The sequence below is a fragment of the Pseudomonas sp. NPDC089752 genome (genome assembly GCF_044748725.1).
Lineage (GTDB): Bacteria > Pseudomonadota > Gammaproteobacteria > Pseudomonadales > Pseudomonadaceae > Aquipseudomonas.
In genome coordinates this window covers 1,587-16,198 of sequence record NZ_JBIVGP010000026.1, presented here as the reverse complement: position 1 = coordinate 16,198, position 14,612 = coordinate 1,587, and the positions used below count along the sequence as shown (strand labels likewise).

Below are 14,612 nucleotides of genomic sequence, written 5' to 3'. Positions count from 1 at the left end.
GTTGTTGTACCTGCATGCATCATGGTTCAGACGCCTTGTTCACGGGCCATGTGTCGGGCGATGCGCACCGCATCCCACAACGCCGGCAGGATCACCAGCGACACCGGCACCGCGGTGATGACGATAAAGGACTGCAAGGCCGTGACGCCGCCGGCTCCGATAGTGATCAACACCACCGCTGCCAAGCCCATGCCGATGGCCCAGAAACCGCATAGCCATTTCTTCGGTTTGTCGTTGCTGGACATCGCCAGGGCCACGGTGAAGGCCATGGCGTCGCCGTTGGTGGCCACCGAAATGAAGCTCAGGAACAGGAACAGCGCACTGATCAGGCCGCCCAGCGGCAGGTTCTGCGTCACGCCGAGCAGCAAGTCTTCCGGCTGGGTGCCGTGGGCAGTGACGATGCCTGGCGTTTGCAACTCCAGCCCGATGCCGGTGCCGCCGACCACGGTGAACCAGAACATGGTCACCAGCGGTGCGATGATCGACAGCGTCATGATGATCTCGCGAATGGTGCGACCTCGCGAGATCCGCGCGACGTACAGCGCCACCATGGGTGCGTAGCCGATGAACCAGCCCCAGTAGAACACCGTCCACCAGTCCAGCCACTGGGGATCGGCGCGGAACAGGGTCATGGGGATGAAGTGCTCCACGTGCAAGGCGAAGGCCGCAGGGAAGCCGCCGAGGATGAACAGGGTCGGGCCGAACACCACCATGAACAGCGCCAGGCCGATCATCAGCCAGACGTTTATTTCGCTGACGAAACGAATGCCTTTGAGCCCCACCAGGCAGGACACGGTGTACATCAGCGTGACCAGAACGATGGTCAGCGACTGGGTGAGGATACCGTTGGGCAAACCCCACACCGCGTGCATTGCGCTGCTGATCTGCAGGCCGAGAAAGCCGATCGGGCCAATGGTGCCGGCCACCACCGCGATGATTGAAGTGGCGTCGGCCAGGGTGCCGATAGGTCCTTTCAGTGCGCGTTCGCCGAACAGCGGGTAGAGCAGGGTGCGTGGCGCCAGTGGCAGGCCCTTGTCGTAGTGCAGGTGCATCAGCACGATCGCCAGCAGGCTGCCGAGCACTGCCCAGGCCAGGAAGCCCCAGTGCACGAAGGATTGTGCCAAGGCCGCAGTGGCAGCCGCTTCGCTGTGCGGCTGCAGGCCTGTGAACAGTGGCGGTGGGCTGGCGAAGTGCATCAGTGGCTCGGCGGCGGCCCAGAATGCACCGCCGCCCGCGAGCAGGGCACACATGATTACTGCGATCCAGTTGAAGGTGCTGATATCGGGGCGCTGGTCAACGCCGCCCAGGCGCACGCGCCCGCAACGGGAGAAACCAATGCCCAGGCTGACCGCGAAGGTCGCCACCATCAGCACCTGCCAGTACAGTCCAAAGAATCGGGTCGACCAGGCGAACAGCATCTTGACCAGTGCCGACACCGCCTCGATGTCGACCAGCGCCGCAATCAGAAACGCCGCGAGGAAGCCGCCGCTGATCAGGAACAGCGGCCAGTCGATGTCCCGCGTCAGGGCCAGACGCATGGCCTGGCCCTCAGCCTGCAGGGTGGTTGGGTTTTTCATGAAGCCTCCGGAACCTGCGATTGTTGTTATTGTTGATGCTGTCCGTGCGTGGGGCTCAGGCGTGCGCCGGGGTGGCAGTCTCCAGCAGGCGCAACCAGTTCAGCCCCATGATCTTGCCTACCTCGTCTTCGGCAAAACCCCGGGCACGCAGGCCCTGGGCGATGTTGCGAAAATCGCGGCTGTCGCGGAACCACTGCAACGGGTCAGGCCAATTGGCGTTGTCCTTTGAGCCTTCGCCGTAGTCCTTGTCCTTGCTCCAGCGGCCATTGCGCATCCATTCCAGTACCGCCAGCGGCTGCGCCTGGCACAGGTCGGTGCCGATGCCGATGTGCTCGACGCCCATCAGGTCGGCCGTGCGTGCGACCATGTCGCAGAAGCTTTCCAGGCTGCATTGCGACGCCCCCTTGAGGTGAAACGGGTAGGTGCTGAAGCCCAGCAGGCCGCCGGACTGGGCAATACCACGCAGCACCGCATCGGACTTGTTGCGCTTGGCCGCATGGAAGCTCGACGGGTTGGCGTGGGAAACGATCACCGGGCGGCTGGACAGCTCGATGGCTTCCAGGGTGCTGCGCTCGGCGCTGTGCGACATGTCGATGAGCATGCCGACGCGGTTCATTTCGGCAATCACCTGCCGACCGAAGCGGCTGATGCCGTTGTCTTCGCGCTCGTAGCAACCGCTGGCCAGCAGGCTCTGGTTGTTGTAGGTGAGCTGCATGACGAACACGCCAAGCTGCCGGAATACCTCGACCAAAGCAATGTCGTCTTCGATCGGCGAGCAGTTCTGGAAGCCGAAGAAGATGCCTACCCGGCCTTCCTGTTGAGCCAGGCGGATATCGCTGACCGAGCGTACCGGGCGGATCAGCTCGGGCCAGGTTTCGAAACGGCGGTTCCACTCACCAAGGCGAGACAGCGTTTCGCGGGCGTTCTCGTGGTAGGCGATGGTGGCGTGGACAGCACTCAGGCCACCGGCTTGCATCTGCCGGAATATTTCCGGGCTCCAGTTGGAGTACTGCAGGCCGTCGATCATCAGGATGTCTTGCATGGTCCGCGCTCCTTCAAGGCCGCAGGTAGGTGGTCTTGACCACGGTGTAGAAGTCGCGGGCGTACTGGCCCTGTTCGCGCGGGCCGAAGCTCGACGCTTTGCGCCCGCCGAACGGCACGTGGTAATCGGTGCCGGCGGTGGGCAGGTTGACCATCACGCAGCCGGTCTGGGCGCGGCGCTTGAACTCGCTGGCATGACGCAGTGACTGGGTGATGATGCCGGCGGTGAGACCGTACTGGGTGTCGTTGAGAGTCGAAAGAGCTTCATCGAAGCCGCTGACACGAATCACGCAGGCGATCGGGCCGAACACTTCTTCGCGGTTGATGCGCATGTCGTTGCGGGTGTCGATGAACAGCGCCGGGCGCATGTAGTAGCCGTCCGTTTCCAGATTCAGGCGTTCGCCACCCTCGACCAGGGTGGCGCCTTCGTCCTGAGCCAGGCGCAGGTATTCCAGGTTCTGTTCCAGCTGGCGTGCCTCGGCGACCGGACCGATCTGTACGCCATCGTGCAGAGCGTTGCCGACCTTGAGCTGACGCATGCGCAGGCGCAGGGCCTCGACAAAACGGTCATGGATCGTGTCGCAGACGATCAGCCGTGAAGAGGCGGTGCACTTCTGGCCCGTACCGAAGAATGCCCCATTGAGCGCACAGTCAACCGCCAGGTCGAGGTCGGCGTCGTCCATCACCACCAGGGCGTTCTTGCTGCCCATTTCCAGTTGGCAGCGCACCAGGTTACCGGCCGTGGCAACTGCCACGTGGCGGCCGGTCTGCAATGAGCCGGTAAAGGTCAGGGCATCGATATCGGCCGATTGCACCAGCGTTTCGCCGACGCTGGCACCGCTGCCCATGACCAGGTTGAAGGTGCCCGCGGGCAGGCCCTGGCGGCTGATGATTTCCGTCAGCGCCCAGGCGCTGGCGAGCACCAGGTTGGCCGGCTTGAACACCACGGCATTGCCGAACGCCAGGGCCGGGGCGATCTTCCAGGCGGCCGTGGCCATGGGGAAGTTCCATGGGGTGATGATGGCCACCACCCCGACCGGTTCGCGGTGGACTTCGATCTCGACCCCAGGGCGCACCGAGGCAGCCGTTTCGCCCATCTGGCGCAGCACTTCGGCGGCGTAGTAGTGGAAGAACTGGCCGCTGCGGTTGACCTCGCCGATGCCCTCGGCCAGCGGTTTGCCTTCTTCACGCGAGAGCAGCTCGCCGAGCTCCTGCTTGCGTGCGATCAGCTCGTCACCAATGGCCATCAGCACTTGCTGGCGCGCCTCCAGGCCGCTGGCAGCCCACTTCGCTTGTGCGGCGCGGGCTGCCTGGATGGCCTGCTGGGTTTGCTCGGCGCTGGCCTGGTGGTACTCACCAATCAGGTCGCGGGTATCGGAAGGGCTGTGGTTGGCGAGCGTGGCGCGGCCTTCGCACCACTGGCCATCGATGTAGTTCTTGTAGGTCTTGTGTGACATGGATGAAAGCCTCTGTTTGCCTGGCGTTCATCTTGCGAGCAATATGGGGCAAATAAAAATTAATAAAAAAAATGCTTTGATTAGGAACGCTAACCATGTTGCCCGAGCTCAAGATTGCCCAACTGCGCTACTTCGTCCTGGTTGCCGATCTCAAGAGCTTTCATGCCGCTGCGCGCCAGGCTTGCCGTACCCAACCGGCGATATCACTGGCGGTGCGCGAGCTTGAACAGAAGCTTGACCAGGCGCTGGTCGAGAAGGGCGGTGGCCGGGTCGAACTGACGCCGTTCGGCGAGCACTGCCTGCCGCTGTTTCGCGGTTTGCTGGAACACCACGACCGCATTGCCAGGGAAGCGACCCTGCTGGCCCGCCACGAGATCGGCCAGGTCAGCATCGCCACCGTGCCTTCGGTGGCCAGCCGTTTGCTGCCGGGGCCGCTGGCGCGGTTCGTGGCCGAGCACCCGAACGTCCAAATCAGCATCCAGGACGGCACGGCTGAAAGTGTTCAGCAGCTGCTGGTTCAGGGTGTAGTGGATTTCGGCATCAGCAGCTTGTGGGCGCTTGATGATCAGATTGCATTTTCGCCGATCGTCCACGATCAGGTGGGTGTGGTGTGCCGGGCCGACCATCCGTTGGTTCAGGCGGGAGGGACGTTGCATTGGTCGCAGTTGCAGGGGTTGGCGATGATCCGCAATGGCACTTCGCGGCTGCTTGAAGGGACCGAGGCTGAGCATTTGTTGGCACACAGCCGGCTGTTCGTCTCCAATATGATCTCGCTGATCGCGATGCTGGAGGAGGGCGTGGGCATCAGCACACTGCCGTACCTGGCCTTTCCCCAGGAGAATCAACGCCTGGTGTTCCTGCCATTGGCGCCGCCGAAGGTCGAGCGGCAAATTGGCATGCTCACGCGCAAGGGGCGCAGCCTGTCACCGGCGGCGCAAGCGTTGATGGTGTTTCTACAGGGGCAGATGGCCAAACAGTGAAGGGATGAAAAACCTGAGTAATGCCACCTCGGTTGCATTAGCATGGCGTGTTCGTCTGTGTATCTCCTTTTTACATTCGATAAAGCCTCTCGATGACTGTCTTCTACCTCAAGTTCCTCATCACCCCGACACTCATGCTGGCCATCTCGCTGGCGGCCAAGCGCTGGGGCACCCAGATCGGTGGCCTGCTGTCCGGGCTGCCTGTCACCTCGGCCTTGGTCATGCTGTTCCTCAGCCTGGAACAGGGCCCGAGCTTTGCGCTGCAGGCCGTGCCTGGGGCATTGGCTGGCCTGGCCGCGGTTCAGGCGGCATATCTGTTCTACTTCCTGGTAACGAAGCGGGTATCGGCATTCATCGGCTGCCTCTCAGCGTTGGCAGTGTATGCGGCAACCGCGTTCGTGATGAGCCGGCTGGGTGTGGTGGCGATTTCAGTCGGCGTCACAGTGCTGCTGCTCGCGCTGATCATCGTCGTCACCTCGAAAAAGGCAGAAGCTCATGCAGCGACGGTGGTCGCATTGCCGCGCTGGGTCATCCCGATGCGCATGCTCACGGCCACCCTGCTGTTGGTAGCGATCACTGCCAGCGCCGAATGGCTGGGGCCGGTGGCAAGCGGCCTGCTGGCGCCGATCCCGGTAATTGCCTGGCCGCTGGCCGTGTTCGCCCACGTCCAGGGTGGCCATCACGAGTTGGGCGCAATCGTGCGGGGCAATGCCATAGGCGCGGTGGGTGTTCTGGGCTTCTACCTGGCCGTGAAAAGTTCGATCGTCATGCTGGGCACAGTACCGTCGATCTCGACCGCAGTGGTGCTGGCGGTAGTGGCAACGTTCGCGCTGGCGAGAGTGTTGGGCCGGCGTTGAGGCTGTTGCGCTGATCTTTCGGTGAACTAGAGCTGCCGTGAAAGAGTCGGATTTTGCAAACCCAGCAAAAAAGGATGTGGGCAATGAAAGCAATGACTCGACTGTTTACGGGCTTGGCCCTGGCCGGTGCCTTGGGCGCTTCCTCGGCTTGGGCAGACCAACCCGGTGCCGACTGGAAGGTGAACAAAGATCAGGCGGAAGCGACGTTGAAGGGCGCCGGTTATACCCAGATCACCAAGATCGAAGCCGATGACGGCCATTGGGAAGGCGAGGGCATGAAGGCGGATGGCAAGCGCTACGAGTTCCAGGTCGATCCGCACAACGGCACCATCATCAAGGACGAACTGGACAACTGACCCGTCGCCCAGCTCGAAACGGCCCGCGCCTATGCGCGGGCTTTTTTATTGCAAGCACTGGCCAAAGTCGATGATGGGCGTTCGGCCAGCTCTGCAGCGAAGTGAATGTATCACTCTGTATCGAGGCGCTCGGTTCGATTACTTGCATACAAATGCCGCTGCCTGCGGATACGTCACGGATACAAGTCTCGGGCCAAATGGGCCTACCCGAACGAACAGCCCCATCGGTCTGTTGTTCTGGCTCTTTCGCCCTCGAGGCATGACCGCGCAGCCTGGTTGCGCAACTATCCGGAGATACACCATGACCCGTTTCCCTAACAAGACCCGCCTTGGCCTGCTGAGCATTGCTCTGGTCGGCGGGATCAACCTCGCATCCTCGGCGTTCGCTGTCGAAGCGCTGCCGCAGGGCTACCAACTCGCCGCCGCCGAGAAGGCTGGGGAAGGTAAATGCGGTGAGGGCAAGTGCGGCGCCGGCGCCGCCAAGGCCAAAGCCACCCAGGGCGAAGGCAAATGCGGCGAGGGCAAGTGTGGCGCCAGCGGCGCTGCGGGCAAAGCCACCCAGGCCGAAGGTAAATGCGGTGAAGGCAAGTGTGGCGATGCCTCCTTCGCCCGCACCGATGCCGACCACGATGGCCGTGTTTCCCGTGCCGAACTGTTGGCCGTGGCGCCGGGCGCCAACGCCGAATTCGAGGCGATCGATGCCAACCACGACGGCTATCTGTCCGAGGGCGAGGTGTTCCAGTTCCGCAAGCACCAGTTCGACGCCAACGGCAACCCGTTCCCGTCCGACCTGTACAGCAAGCTGAGCCAGGCCAAGAACTGACCGCTAGCTGCATCCTCCCCGCGCTGACAGGCCGGGGAGGGCACTGCGCCCAAAGGATCTAACCATGAGCACTCCTCTCTCTCTGCAAGGTGCCGGCCTTGGCCTGCGTCGTGGGTTACTGCCTGAATTGCTGACCATGGCCCCAGGCGCCGTGGATTTTCTCGAATGTGCCCCGGACAACTGGATTGGCGTGGGCGGTACTTACGGCGAAGGCCTGGCACACCTGGCCGAGCGATATCCGCTGGCCTGTCATGGCCTGTCATTGTCGCTGGGTGGCCCCGCGCCGCTGGACCATGCTTTCCTGCGCCAGATCCGCGATTTCCTCGAGCGTTACCACGTGCCGTTGTTCAGCGAACACCTGAGCTACTGCGCGGATGATGGCCACCTCTACGACCTGATCCCCATGCCCTTCACCGACGAGGCCGTGCGCCACACCGCCGCGCGCATCAAAGAGGTACAGGATGCCCTCGGCCGCCGTATCGCGGTGGAGAACATTTCCTACTATGCCGCGCCTTACCAGGCGATGAGCGAAATCGATTTCCTGCGCGCGGTTCTCGATGAGGCCGATTGCGATCTGCTGCTGGACATCAATAATGTGATCGTCAATGCCTGCAACCACCGCTATGACGCCGCCGATTTCCTTGCCCGTGTGCCGGCAGAGCGGGTGGCATGCCTGCACGTGGCCGGGCACTACGACGAAGCGCCGGACCTGAAGATCGATACCCATGGCGCGAGTGTGAAGGCGGATGTCTGGAGCCTGCTGGCCCGTGCCTATCAGCACCTAGGTAGCGTGCCGACCTTGCTGGAGCGCGACTTTAACCTGCCGCCGCTGCCCGAGTTGCTGACTGAGGTGGACTACATCCGCGAGCTGCAAATCGCCGCACAGGTGCCGGAGGTACGCCATGGCTGACACCCTGCGCGAACAACAACTGCGCATGACCGGCTTCATCCGCGACCCGCAGGCCAACCCGCCGCCGCCCGGCATTGAAGCGCGGCGCCTGGCTGTGTATCGGCGGTTGTTCTTCGGCAACATGCAGTCGCTGCTGGCCGGCAGCTTCCCGGTGCTGCATGCCAGCTTGGGGAGCACGCAGTGGCAGGCGCTGATCGAAGACTTCTACACGAACCATCGTTGCCAGACGCCGTTGTTCACCGAGGTGGCAGGGGAGCTGGTCGGCTACCTGCAAACCCGTGTCGACCTTCCTGGCTGGGTGGCTGAGCTGGCCCATTACGAATGGATCGAGACGGTGTTGTTGCTCAGCGACGATGCCGAGCTTGAGCATGACCCTGACGGCGATCTGCTCGATGGTGTGCCGCTGCTGTCCAACCTGGCTGTACCGTTGGCCTATGCCTGGCCGGTTTGCCATATCGGCCCCGGCAACATTCCTCTGCAGGCGCCTTCTGAGCCGACCTTATTGCTCGCTCGCCGAGGCGCCGACCACAAGGTGCACTTCTCACGGCTGGCGCCGCTGGCCCACGCGTTGTTGGTGTCCATCCAGGAGCAGCAGCTCAGTGGCAGTGAACACCTTGCAGCGTTGGCAGCGCTTGCCGGCACCGAGCCGCAAGCCATTGAGACTCAGGGTCTTGAGCTGATGCGCAACCTCAGGTCCGAGAGCATCTTGCGCGTATCCATGTGGGAGCGGCTTTAGCCGCGAATAAAGCGACGCGGCGGATGGCACCGGCTTGCCGGTGATCGCGGCTGAAGCCGCTCCTTGGGGTCTAATGAGCATCGGCAGAAGGCTGCGCAGGTGGCTTGATCTTGCGCATCAGCGGCACCAGCAGCGTGGCGAGCACGAAGCAGACCATGATTACCAGAAAAGTGTCGGCAAAGGTCATGGTCAGCGCTTCACGCCAGGTCAACGCCCACAGCCGAGACAGAGCAACATGGTTGGCATGCAGGGTATCCAGGCCGAGGGCTTGAGCGCCATCGCGCAGTTGCTCAAGCCAGTTATTCATGTTTTCGTTACGCGCATCCAGGTGCTCGGCCAGGCGCAGGAAATGCAGGTTGGTGCGGTCGTTGAGCAGCGTCGCGCAAGCGGCAATACCTATCGCACCACCCAGGTTACGCATGAGGTTGAAAAGGCCTGAAGCCAGCTTCAGCCGCGCAGGTGCCAGCGCGCCCAGGGTCAGGGTGACGGTGGGCGGCACCGCCAGTTGCTGGGCAAAACCGCGTATCGCCTGCGGCAGCAGCAATTCCTTGGCGCCCCAGTCGTGGGTGATGGGGGCGAAATTCCACATCGACAGGCCGAACAAGGCCAGACCCAGCATCAGGATCCAGCGCAGGTCCACGCGGTTGGCCAGGAAGGCGTAGACGGGGATGGCCAGCAACTGGAACACGCCGGTGGAAAACACCGCCAGGCCGATGTCCAGCGCGCCATAGCCACGTACTCGCCCGAGGTACAGCGGAGTAAGGTAGATGGTGGCGAAGATGCCGATGCCGGTAATGAAGGAAAACAGGCAGCCCAAGGCGAAGTTGCGGTCGCCCAGCGCGCGCAGGTCGACGATGGGTTCCTTGATTTGCAGGCAGCGCCAGATGAACAGGGCACCGCTGAGGGCTGCAATCCAGGCGGTAGTGGCGATCGTGGCGTCGCTGAACCAGTTCCAGCGTGGGCCTTCCTCCAGGGTGTATTCCAGGCACCCGAGAAATACTGCCATCAGCGCCATGCCCAAATAGTCGGCGCCCTTCAGCAAGCCAAGGTTGGGCTGGTCGACCTTGACCAGCAGCGGCACGGCAAAGGTAACGAACAGGCCGGGCAGCAGGTTGACGTAGAACAGCCAGTGCCAGGACGAAATGTCGGTGATCCAGCCACCCACGGCTGGGCCCAGGGTCGGCGCAAGCGAGGCGATGGCGCCGATCACCGATGCCGCGATCACCCGCTGCTTGCCGCTGAAGTAGATGAACGCCGTGGTGAACACCAATGGGATCATCGAGCCGCCGAGAAAACCCTGCAGGGCACGGAAGGCGATCATGCTCTGGATGTTCCAGGCCAGCGCGCACAGCAGGCTGGTCAAGGTGAAGCCGGCCGCCGAAGCGGCGAACAGCCAGCGCGTGCTCATCACCCGCGACAGCCAGCCGGATAACGGGATGACGATGATTTCCGCGATCAGGTAGGCAGTCTGCACCCAGGTGGTGTCGTCCGCGCCGGCCGACAGCCCGCCACCAATGTCCTTGAGCGAGGCCGACACGATCTGGATGTCGATCAGGGCAATGAACATCCCCACGCACATGCAGGCAAAGGCGGCGACTTTCTGCGCAGGTGTGAGGATCGGCAGCTCGCTGTTCACGGCTGGGCTGCTGCGGTCTGGGTATCGATTTCGGCGATCACCGACAGGCCCGGACGCAGTGCGCCGAAGTCGGCATCGTCGCCTTCCAGGCGCACCCGCACTGGTACGCGCTGAACGATCTTGGTGAAGTTGCCCGTGGCGTTTTCTGGCGGCAGCACGCTGAACTGCGCACCGGTGGCTGGCGCGATGCTCTCGATTCGGCCGTGGAAGGTGCGCCCCGGCAAGATGTCGGCAGTGACGCTGACAGCCTGGCCAACCTGCATGCGGGCAAGCTGGTCTTCCTTGAAGTTGGCGTCCACCCACAGGCCGTGGGCCGGGACCACCGAGAGCAACTGGCTACCGGCTGCGGCATAAGCACCCAGCTTGGCGCGGCGGTTGCCGACATAGCCGTCAACTGGGGCGCGCAGTTCGGTATAGCCGATGTCGAGCTGTGCCTGGTCGCGGTCGGCTTCAGCTTGCGCCAATGCTGCGCGAACCTGCTCACGCTGGGTGTCGATCACCGCCAACTGCTGGCGGGCGGCGCGCAAGCCTGCGTCGGCATGGCTGCGCTCGGCCTGTGCGGTTTTCCAGGTGGCTTCGGCGCGTTGGGCACTCTCGACCGACACCGCCTGGCTGCGTACCAGGTTCTGGTAGCGCACCCGGTCATCCAGCGCCCGCTGCGCTTCGGCGCTGCGGGCGTCGATCTGCGCCCTGGCCTGGCTGATTACCGCCTGCTGCAATTGCTCGACCGCGTCGAGATTGGCCAGGCTGGCACGCTGCGCGGCCACGGCGCCGTTGGCCTTGGCCAAGGCCGCGCGGTAGTCGCGTACATCGATGCGGGCCAGCAACTCGCCTGCTTTGACGAACTGGTTGTCGGCCACCGCCACCTCGGTGATATAGCCCGGCACCTTGGCGCTGATCACAGTTACATCGGCGCCGACATAGGCATCGTCGGTGTCTTCGATAAAGCGCCCGACCGACCACCAGTGGCTGGCATAACCCGCGCTGGCAACTATCGCGAGAGCCAGCGCGGCCAGGCGCAGCACCTTCTTCGCAATGGGTTTGCGGGCAACCGTTTCGCTACTTTCGATCGTGCCCGGTAATGCGCCTGCAGGAGCGTTCATGGTGGTCAGTCCTCTGCACGGTCTTGCTCAGGGAAGGGGCTTATCCAGGTTTTGCCCTGGCGGTTGGCGCGGCCGGTCTCGGCGCGCCAATGGGTCAGCGGGTCGGCATCGGGTGAGATATGCACTCGGTGGTCGTCGACGGTGATCGCCTTGCCGGTGTTGCTGTCCATCAGCGCCAGGGCCACCGGCTCACCGGTTTGCTCATCGGCCAGGTAGACCTTCTTCGAGCCAGCGGCATGCTTGGCGCCCCAAGCCATCAGCGTGAGGATCACCGGGCGCAGGTCGCGGCCGGCTTCGGTGAGGTGATACTCGAAGCGTGGCGGGTTCTGCTGATAAGGGCGGCGTTCCAGCAGCCCTGCGTTGATCAGGTCGTTGAGCCGGCGAGTGAGGGTGTTGGTGGCGATGCCGAGGCTGTGCTGGAACTCGTCGAAGCGGCGCAAACCATAGAACGCATCGCGCAGGATCAACAGGCTCCAGCCATCGCCGATGTGTTCGAGTGCGCGGGCCACCGGGCAGGGCATGGGTTGGAAGCTGGCTTTTTTCATGGGCTGATCTCGGCCTGTAAGCAACGGACGAGCTCACTATCCGCCAGTAACTTTCATTATGCAAGTGACTGGTTGCATGATCAGCATTGCCGCTGGTCGCCTCAGCTAGGAGGTTGTCGGCGCCAGGCCATTGATCAGCAAGCGCACAGAGGATGCCATCGCGGCGTGGTAATCGATGCGGTGCTTCGAGCCGCCGGCGCTGTGCCAGCCCATGTTGACGCACGACTGCGCGATGGCCCAGATCGACGGCAACACATGCTCCGGGTTGACCGCTGCCAGTTGTCCGCTGTTGACCCATCGCCGGATATGCGCGGTGTTGTCCCGCGCCTGGCTGGCCCAGCGCTCGAGGAAATCGCCGGGCATGCGTCGCCCACCTTCCTTGAGCTCCTGCAGCAGCACCTTCGACGCGCAGGGCCGGCCTTCGAACAGGCGGATCATCGAAGTGACGGTGCGGCTGAGCGCCTGTAGGGGTTCGTCGTCATGCTGGAAGGGCGCGCAGGCTTGCAGATAACCGGGTGCGATGTCTTCCAGTACGCCGTTATAGAGGTTGGCTTTGGATTTGAAGTAGTAGAGGACGTTGGATCTGGGCAAGCTGGCCAAGCTGGCAATGACCGAAAGTTTGGTCGCGGCATAACCCTGCTGGGCGAATGCCTCGCTGGCGGCATTCAGGATGACCCTGCGGACAGGGTCAGCCTGAGGCGAGTCGGATGCCTTTGGGGTATCACGGGGTAATTCGAACGGCATGATGTACACGGCAATGCACCTGAGGCGGGCGATTGCGCAATATACAAAACTATACAGCGAAAATGTGAGTTCGCTGGATGAATGCCCGTGGTGGGACGGGGCTTGAATCAGCGACGGTAGTAGTGGTGGTCGGCCTCATAACGATGGTGCATGGCCCGATCATGGTGGCGCTGCCAGTCGCGGCGGCGCTCGGCCTCACGGCGCGCCTGCTCTCGACGCCACTGCTCCCGGCGCCAGTTTTCGCGGCGCCAGTCGTCGCGACGGTCGTGCCGGTAGCCATCGTGGTGGTATCGGTCATCATGGGCCAGCAGCGTGGCTGGCTGTTGTGCGGTCACGCTTGCCAGGCTTGGCCAGGGGTTGTTTGGGGCCTGCGCAGGCACGACTTCGGTTGCTGGGACAGGCGTTGACGCCTTCATGGGTGTTGCAGATGCCGAGCCCATTGCCGCGAACGCGAACAGGCCGAACAGCACTATCCGTGGGACATGGATTTTCATGAGCGAAGACAACCTCTGCTGGATATTGGGACACTAGGCCATGTGTTCGCGGGAACGGCATGAGCCTGATCACATAGACCAGCAAAGCGGAAAAAGTTCGGGAAAACCGCTACTTAAATGGCAGGACCTATCGGGAACGGTATACTTCGCGCCTTTGCCAATGCCCCGGAGAAGCTCATGCGGCAGGTTTTGCTTATCGTCGATGTTCAGTCCACTTTCAGCCCGCCGGAGTGGCTGGTCGACGGCGTGCGTGCATTGTCCGCGACGATCCAGACCATCGCCTCGATCGAATTGCACGATGAGCAGGCAACCCCCTTCGATCGGCAGCTCGGCTGGCACCCTGCGGCGCAAGACGAAAGCCTGGTCGAAGCCGACAAGGTCTTTATCAAGCACGGCTATGGGCAGACCGCCGAGACCCTCGATTACATCCGCCAGTTAGGTGTCGAGCGGGTGCTGGTCTGTGGGCTGCAGACCGAAACCTGCGTGTTGGCCGCCGGCTTTGCGCTGTTCGATGCGGGGTTGATGCCGACGTTGATCACCGACTTGACGGTGGGGTCTTCCCTGGACCGCTCAGGCAAGATGGGGATCGAGCTGTGGAAGCACCACTTCGGCAATGTTACCACCCGGGCCGAGGTGTTGGCCGGTCGCTGATCCAGACCAGGGGGCGAGAGGGGTCAGGGCTGGCCATGCGCTTGAACGTTTCCGATTCGAGTATGGCCTTGAGCTGTTTGCCCAGGGTCTGCATGCGTTCGACAAAGTCTGAGCTGATGCTGCCGGTGTCTTCCAGCGACCAATCGCTGGCGGCATCCTGGATCTCCAGGTGGTACTGACCGTCGTTACTGGCGGCCAGGATTACCGAGTAATGTGGGGCGAGAATGGCGGCCAGGCGTTGCTGAACCAGGTCTACTTGATCTTGTTGCATGGAAGGGAATCTGCCAGGCGAATTCTAGGGAAGCCAGCTTAGGGTAGTGGACTGTCAACTTGGGTTAAGCCGGGGTAAAGGCGGGTAATACCTGGGTTGGTAAACGGCCCTGTGGGAGCAAAAGGCTTGCTCAAAATTCAAAAAGTTGCGCGATATTTGTGAGAGCGGCGGTGCGGCGATCCGACTTGTCCCGCGAACACCGGCGAAGCCGGTGCCATATACCGCGGTGCCTGCTTCGCGGATAAATCCGCTCCTACCGGCGAAATGCCTCAGGCGGCATGCAATCCCCTGTGGGAGCGGCTTCAGCCGCGAACACCGGCGAAGCCGGTGCCATGTACCGCGGTGCCTGCTTCGCGGATAAATCCGCTCCTACCGGCGAAATGCCTCAGGCGGCATGCAATCCCCTGTGGGAGCGGCTTCAGCCGCGAACA

General features: G+C 62.7%; 16 protein-coding genes. 7 read left to right on the top strand and 9 right to left on the bottom strand.

The annotated features are described in order from the left end of the window. Positions 1 to 26: 26 nt before the first annotated feature. From ACIPZF_RS25575 to ACIPZF_RS25565, 3 genes are read right to left on the bottom strand one after another with little or no spacing between them, the layout of a single operon-like run. Complete coding sequence (locus ACIPZF_RS25575; protein ID WP_400804705.1) at positions 27 to 1,577, bottom strand: BCCT family transporter; 1,551 nt, start codon at positions 1,575 to 1,577, stop codon at positions 27 to 29. Between the two features lie 55 nt (positions 1,578 to 1,632). Further along, positions 1,633 to 2,619, bottom strand: a complete 987-nt coding sequence (locus tag ACIPZF_RS25570; RefSeq protein ID WP_400804702.1) for a dipeptidase — start codon at positions 2,617 to 2,619, stop codon at positions 1,633 to 1,635. A 13-nt stretch (positions 2,620 to 2,632) separates the two neighbouring features. Further along, positions 2,633 to 4,075, bottom strand: coding sequence for an aldehyde dehydrogenase family protein (locus tag ACIPZF_RS25565; RefSeq protein WP_400804699.1), 1,443 nt, complete (start codon positions 4,073 to 4,075; stop codon positions 2,633 to 2,635). 95 nt (positions 4,076 to 4,170) lie between these two features. On the opposite strand from ACIPZF_RS25565, the gene ACIPZF_RS25560 reads away from it, so the two are divergent. From ACIPZF_RS25560 to ACIPZF_RS25535, 6 genes are all read left to right on the top strand, one after another. After that, entirely contained in the window at positions 4,171 to 5,055 is an 885-nt protein-coding gene (locus tag ACIPZF_RS25560) for a LysR substrate-binding domain-containing protein (RefSeq protein ID WP_400804697.1), read from the top strand. A 92-nt stretch (positions 5,056 to 5,147) separates the two neighbouring features. After that, the gene (locus tag ACIPZF_RS25555; RefSeq protein ID WP_400804694.1) at positions 5,148 to 5,912 is read left to right on the top strand and encodes a hypothetical protein; all 765 of its coding nucleotides are present in this window, start codon (positions 5,148 to 5,150) and stop codon (positions 5,910 to 5,912) included. Between the two features lie 83 nt (positions 5,913 to 5,995). Beyond that, positions 5,996 to 6,268, top strand: a complete 273-nt coding sequence (locus tag ACIPZF_RS25550; protein ID WP_400804691.1) for a PepSY domain-containing protein — start codon at positions 5,996 to 5,998, stop codon at positions 6,266 to 6,268. Between the two features lie 301 nt (positions 6,269 to 6,569). After that, the gene (locus ACIPZF_RS25545; RefSeq protein ID WP_400804688.1) at positions 6,570 to 7,091 is read left to right on the top strand and encodes a hypothetical protein; all 522 of its coding nucleotides are present in this window, start codon (positions 6,570 to 6,572) and stop codon (positions 7,089 to 7,091) included. 64 nt (positions 7,092 to 7,155) lie between these two features. Then, positions 7,156 to 8,001 carry a DUF692 domain-containing protein gene (locus tag ACIPZF_RS25540; RefSeq protein WP_400804686.1) on the top strand — a complete coding sequence of 282 codons (846 nt, stop codon included), beginning with the start codon at positions 7,156 to 7,158 and terminating at the stop codon, positions 7,999 to 8,001. Next, a complete protein-coding gene (locus ACIPZF_RS25535; protein ID WP_400804683.1) occupies positions 7,994 to 8,737 on the top strand; it encodes a DUF2063 domain-containing protein in 744 nt (247 codons plus the stop codon). Before ACIPZF_RS25540 ends, ACIPZF_RS25535 begins: the two co-directional genes overlap by 8 nt. A 70-nt stretch (positions 8,738 to 8,807) precedes the next feature. Here ACIPZF_RS25535 and ACIPZF_RS25530 read toward each other — a convergent pair whose 3' ends face one another. From ACIPZF_RS25530 to ACIPZF_RS25510, 5 genes are all read right to left on the bottom strand, one after another. Beyond that, the gene (locus ACIPZF_RS25530) at positions 8,808 to 10,316 is read right to left on the bottom strand and encodes a DHA2 family efflux MFS transporter permease subunit (protein ID WP_400804772.1); all 1,509 of its coding nucleotides are present in this window, start codon (positions 10,314 to 10,316) and stop codon (positions 8,808 to 8,810) included. Positions 10,317 to 10,369: 53 nt separating this feature from the next. Next, positions 10,370 to 11,476 carry an HlyD family secretion protein gene (locus tag ACIPZF_RS25525; RefSeq protein ID WP_400804681.1) on the bottom strand — a complete coding sequence of 369 codons (1,107 nt, stop codon included), beginning with the start codon at positions 11,474 to 11,476 and terminating at the stop codon, positions 10,370 to 10,372. Positions 11,477 to 11,481: 5 nt separating this feature from the next. Then, positions 11,482 to 12,021, bottom strand: a complete 540-nt coding sequence (locus ACIPZF_RS25520) for a winged helix-turn-helix transcriptional regulator (protein WP_400804678.1) — start codon at positions 12,019 to 12,021, stop codon at positions 11,482 to 11,484. A 105-nt stretch (positions 12,022 to 12,126) separates the two neighbouring features. Then, complete coding sequence (locus ACIPZF_RS25515) at positions 12,127 to 12,765, bottom strand: TetR family transcriptional regulator C-terminal domain-containing protein (protein WP_400804769.1); 639 nt, start codon at positions 12,763 to 12,765, stop codon at positions 12,127 to 12,129. Between the two features lie 107 nt (positions 12,766 to 12,872). After that, positions 12,873 to 13,259 (bottom strand): hypothetical protein, encoded by a 387-nt coding sequence (locus ACIPZF_RS25510; RefSeq protein ID WP_400804675.1) that lies wholly within the window; start codon positions 13,257 to 13,259, stop codon positions 12,873 to 12,875. Positions 13,260 to 13,436: 177 nt separating this feature from the next. Between ACIPZF_RS25510 and ACIPZF_RS25505 the strand changes: the two genes are divergently transcribed. Next, positions 13,437 to 13,910 carry an isochorismatase family protein gene (locus ACIPZF_RS25505; RefSeq protein ID WP_400804672.1) on the top strand — a complete coding sequence of 158 codons (474 nt, stop codon included), beginning with the start codon at positions 13,437 to 13,439 and terminating at the stop codon, positions 13,908 to 13,910. Here the strand turns inward: ACIPZF_RS25505 and ACIPZF_RS25500 are convergent. Continuing rightward, the gene (locus ACIPZF_RS25500; RefSeq protein ID WP_400804670.1) at positions 13,876 to 14,181 is read right to left on the bottom strand and encodes a hypothetical protein; all 306 of its coding nucleotides are present in this window, start codon (positions 14,179 to 14,181) and stop codon (positions 13,876 to 13,878) included. The two genes, ACIPZF_RS25505 and ACIPZF_RS25500, sit on opposite strands and share 35 nt — an antisense overlap. Positions 14,182 to 14,612 lie beyond the last annotated feature (431 nt).

Bases quoted from the DNA above. Each gene is read 5' to 3' on its own strand.
- ACIPZF_RS25560 (WP_400804697.1), top strand. From the start codon at position 4,171: ATGTTGCCCGAGCTCAAGATTGCCCAACTGCGCTACTTCGTCCTGGTT.
- ACIPZF_RS25540 (WP_400804686.1), top strand. From the start codon at position 7,156: ATGAGCACTCCTCTCTCTCTGCAAGGTGCCGGCCTTGGCCTGCGTCGT.
- ACIPZF_RS25525 (WP_400804681.1), bottom strand. From the start codon at position 11,476: ATGAACGCTCCTGCAGGCGCATTACCGGGCACGATCGAAAGTAGCGAA.
- ACIPZF_RS25545 (WP_400804688.1), top strand. From the start codon at position 6,570: ATGACCCGTTTCCCTAACAAGACCCGCCTTGGCCTGCTGAGCATTGCT.
- ACIPZF_RS25510 (WP_400804675.1), bottom strand. From the start codon at position 13,259: ATGAAAATCCATGTCCCACGGATAGTGCTGTTCGGCCTGTTCGCGTTC.
- ACIPZF_RS25505 (WP_400804672.1), top strand. From the start codon at position 13,437: ATGCGGCAGGTTTTGCTTATCGTCGATGTTCAGTCCACTTTCAGCCCG.
- ACIPZF_RS25530 (WP_400804772.1), bottom strand. From the start codon at position 10,316: ATGTGCGTGGGGATGTTCATTGCCCTGATCGACATCCAGATCGTGTCG.
- ACIPZF_RS25500 (WP_400804670.1), bottom strand. From the start codon at position 14,181: ATGCAACAAGATCAAGTAGACCTGGTTCAGCAACGCCTGGCCGCCATT.
- ACIPZF_RS25555 (WP_400804694.1), top strand. From the start codon at position 5,148: ATGACTGTCTTCTACCTCAAGTTCCTCATCACCCCGACACTCATGCTG.
- ACIPZF_RS25570 (WP_400804702.1), bottom strand. From the start codon at position 2,619: ATGCAAGACATCCTGATGATCGACGGCCTGCAGTACTCCAACTGGAGC.
- ACIPZF_RS25520 (WP_400804678.1), bottom strand. From the start codon at position 12,021: ATGAAAAAAGCCAGCTTCCAACCCATGCCCTGCCCGGTGGCCCGCGCA.
- ACIPZF_RS25565 (WP_400804699.1), bottom strand. From the start codon at position 4,075: ATGTCACACAAGACCTACAAGAACTACATCGATGGCCAGTGGTGCGAA.
- ACIPZF_RS25550 (WP_400804691.1), top strand. From the start codon at position 5,996: ATGAAAGCAATGACTCGACTGTTTACGGGCTTGGCCCTGGCCGGTGCC.
- ACIPZF_RS25515 (WP_400804769.1), bottom strand. From the start codon at position 12,765: ATGCCGTTCGAATTACCCCGTGATACCCCAAAGGCATCCGACTCGCCT.
- ACIPZF_RS25535 (WP_400804683.1), top strand. From the start codon at position 7,994: ATGGCTGACACCCTGCGCGAACAACAACTGCGCATGACCGGCTTCATC.
- ACIPZF_RS25575 (WP_400804705.1), bottom strand. From the start codon at position 1,577: ATGAAAAACCCAACCACCCTGCAGGCTGAGGGCCAGGCCATGCGTCTG.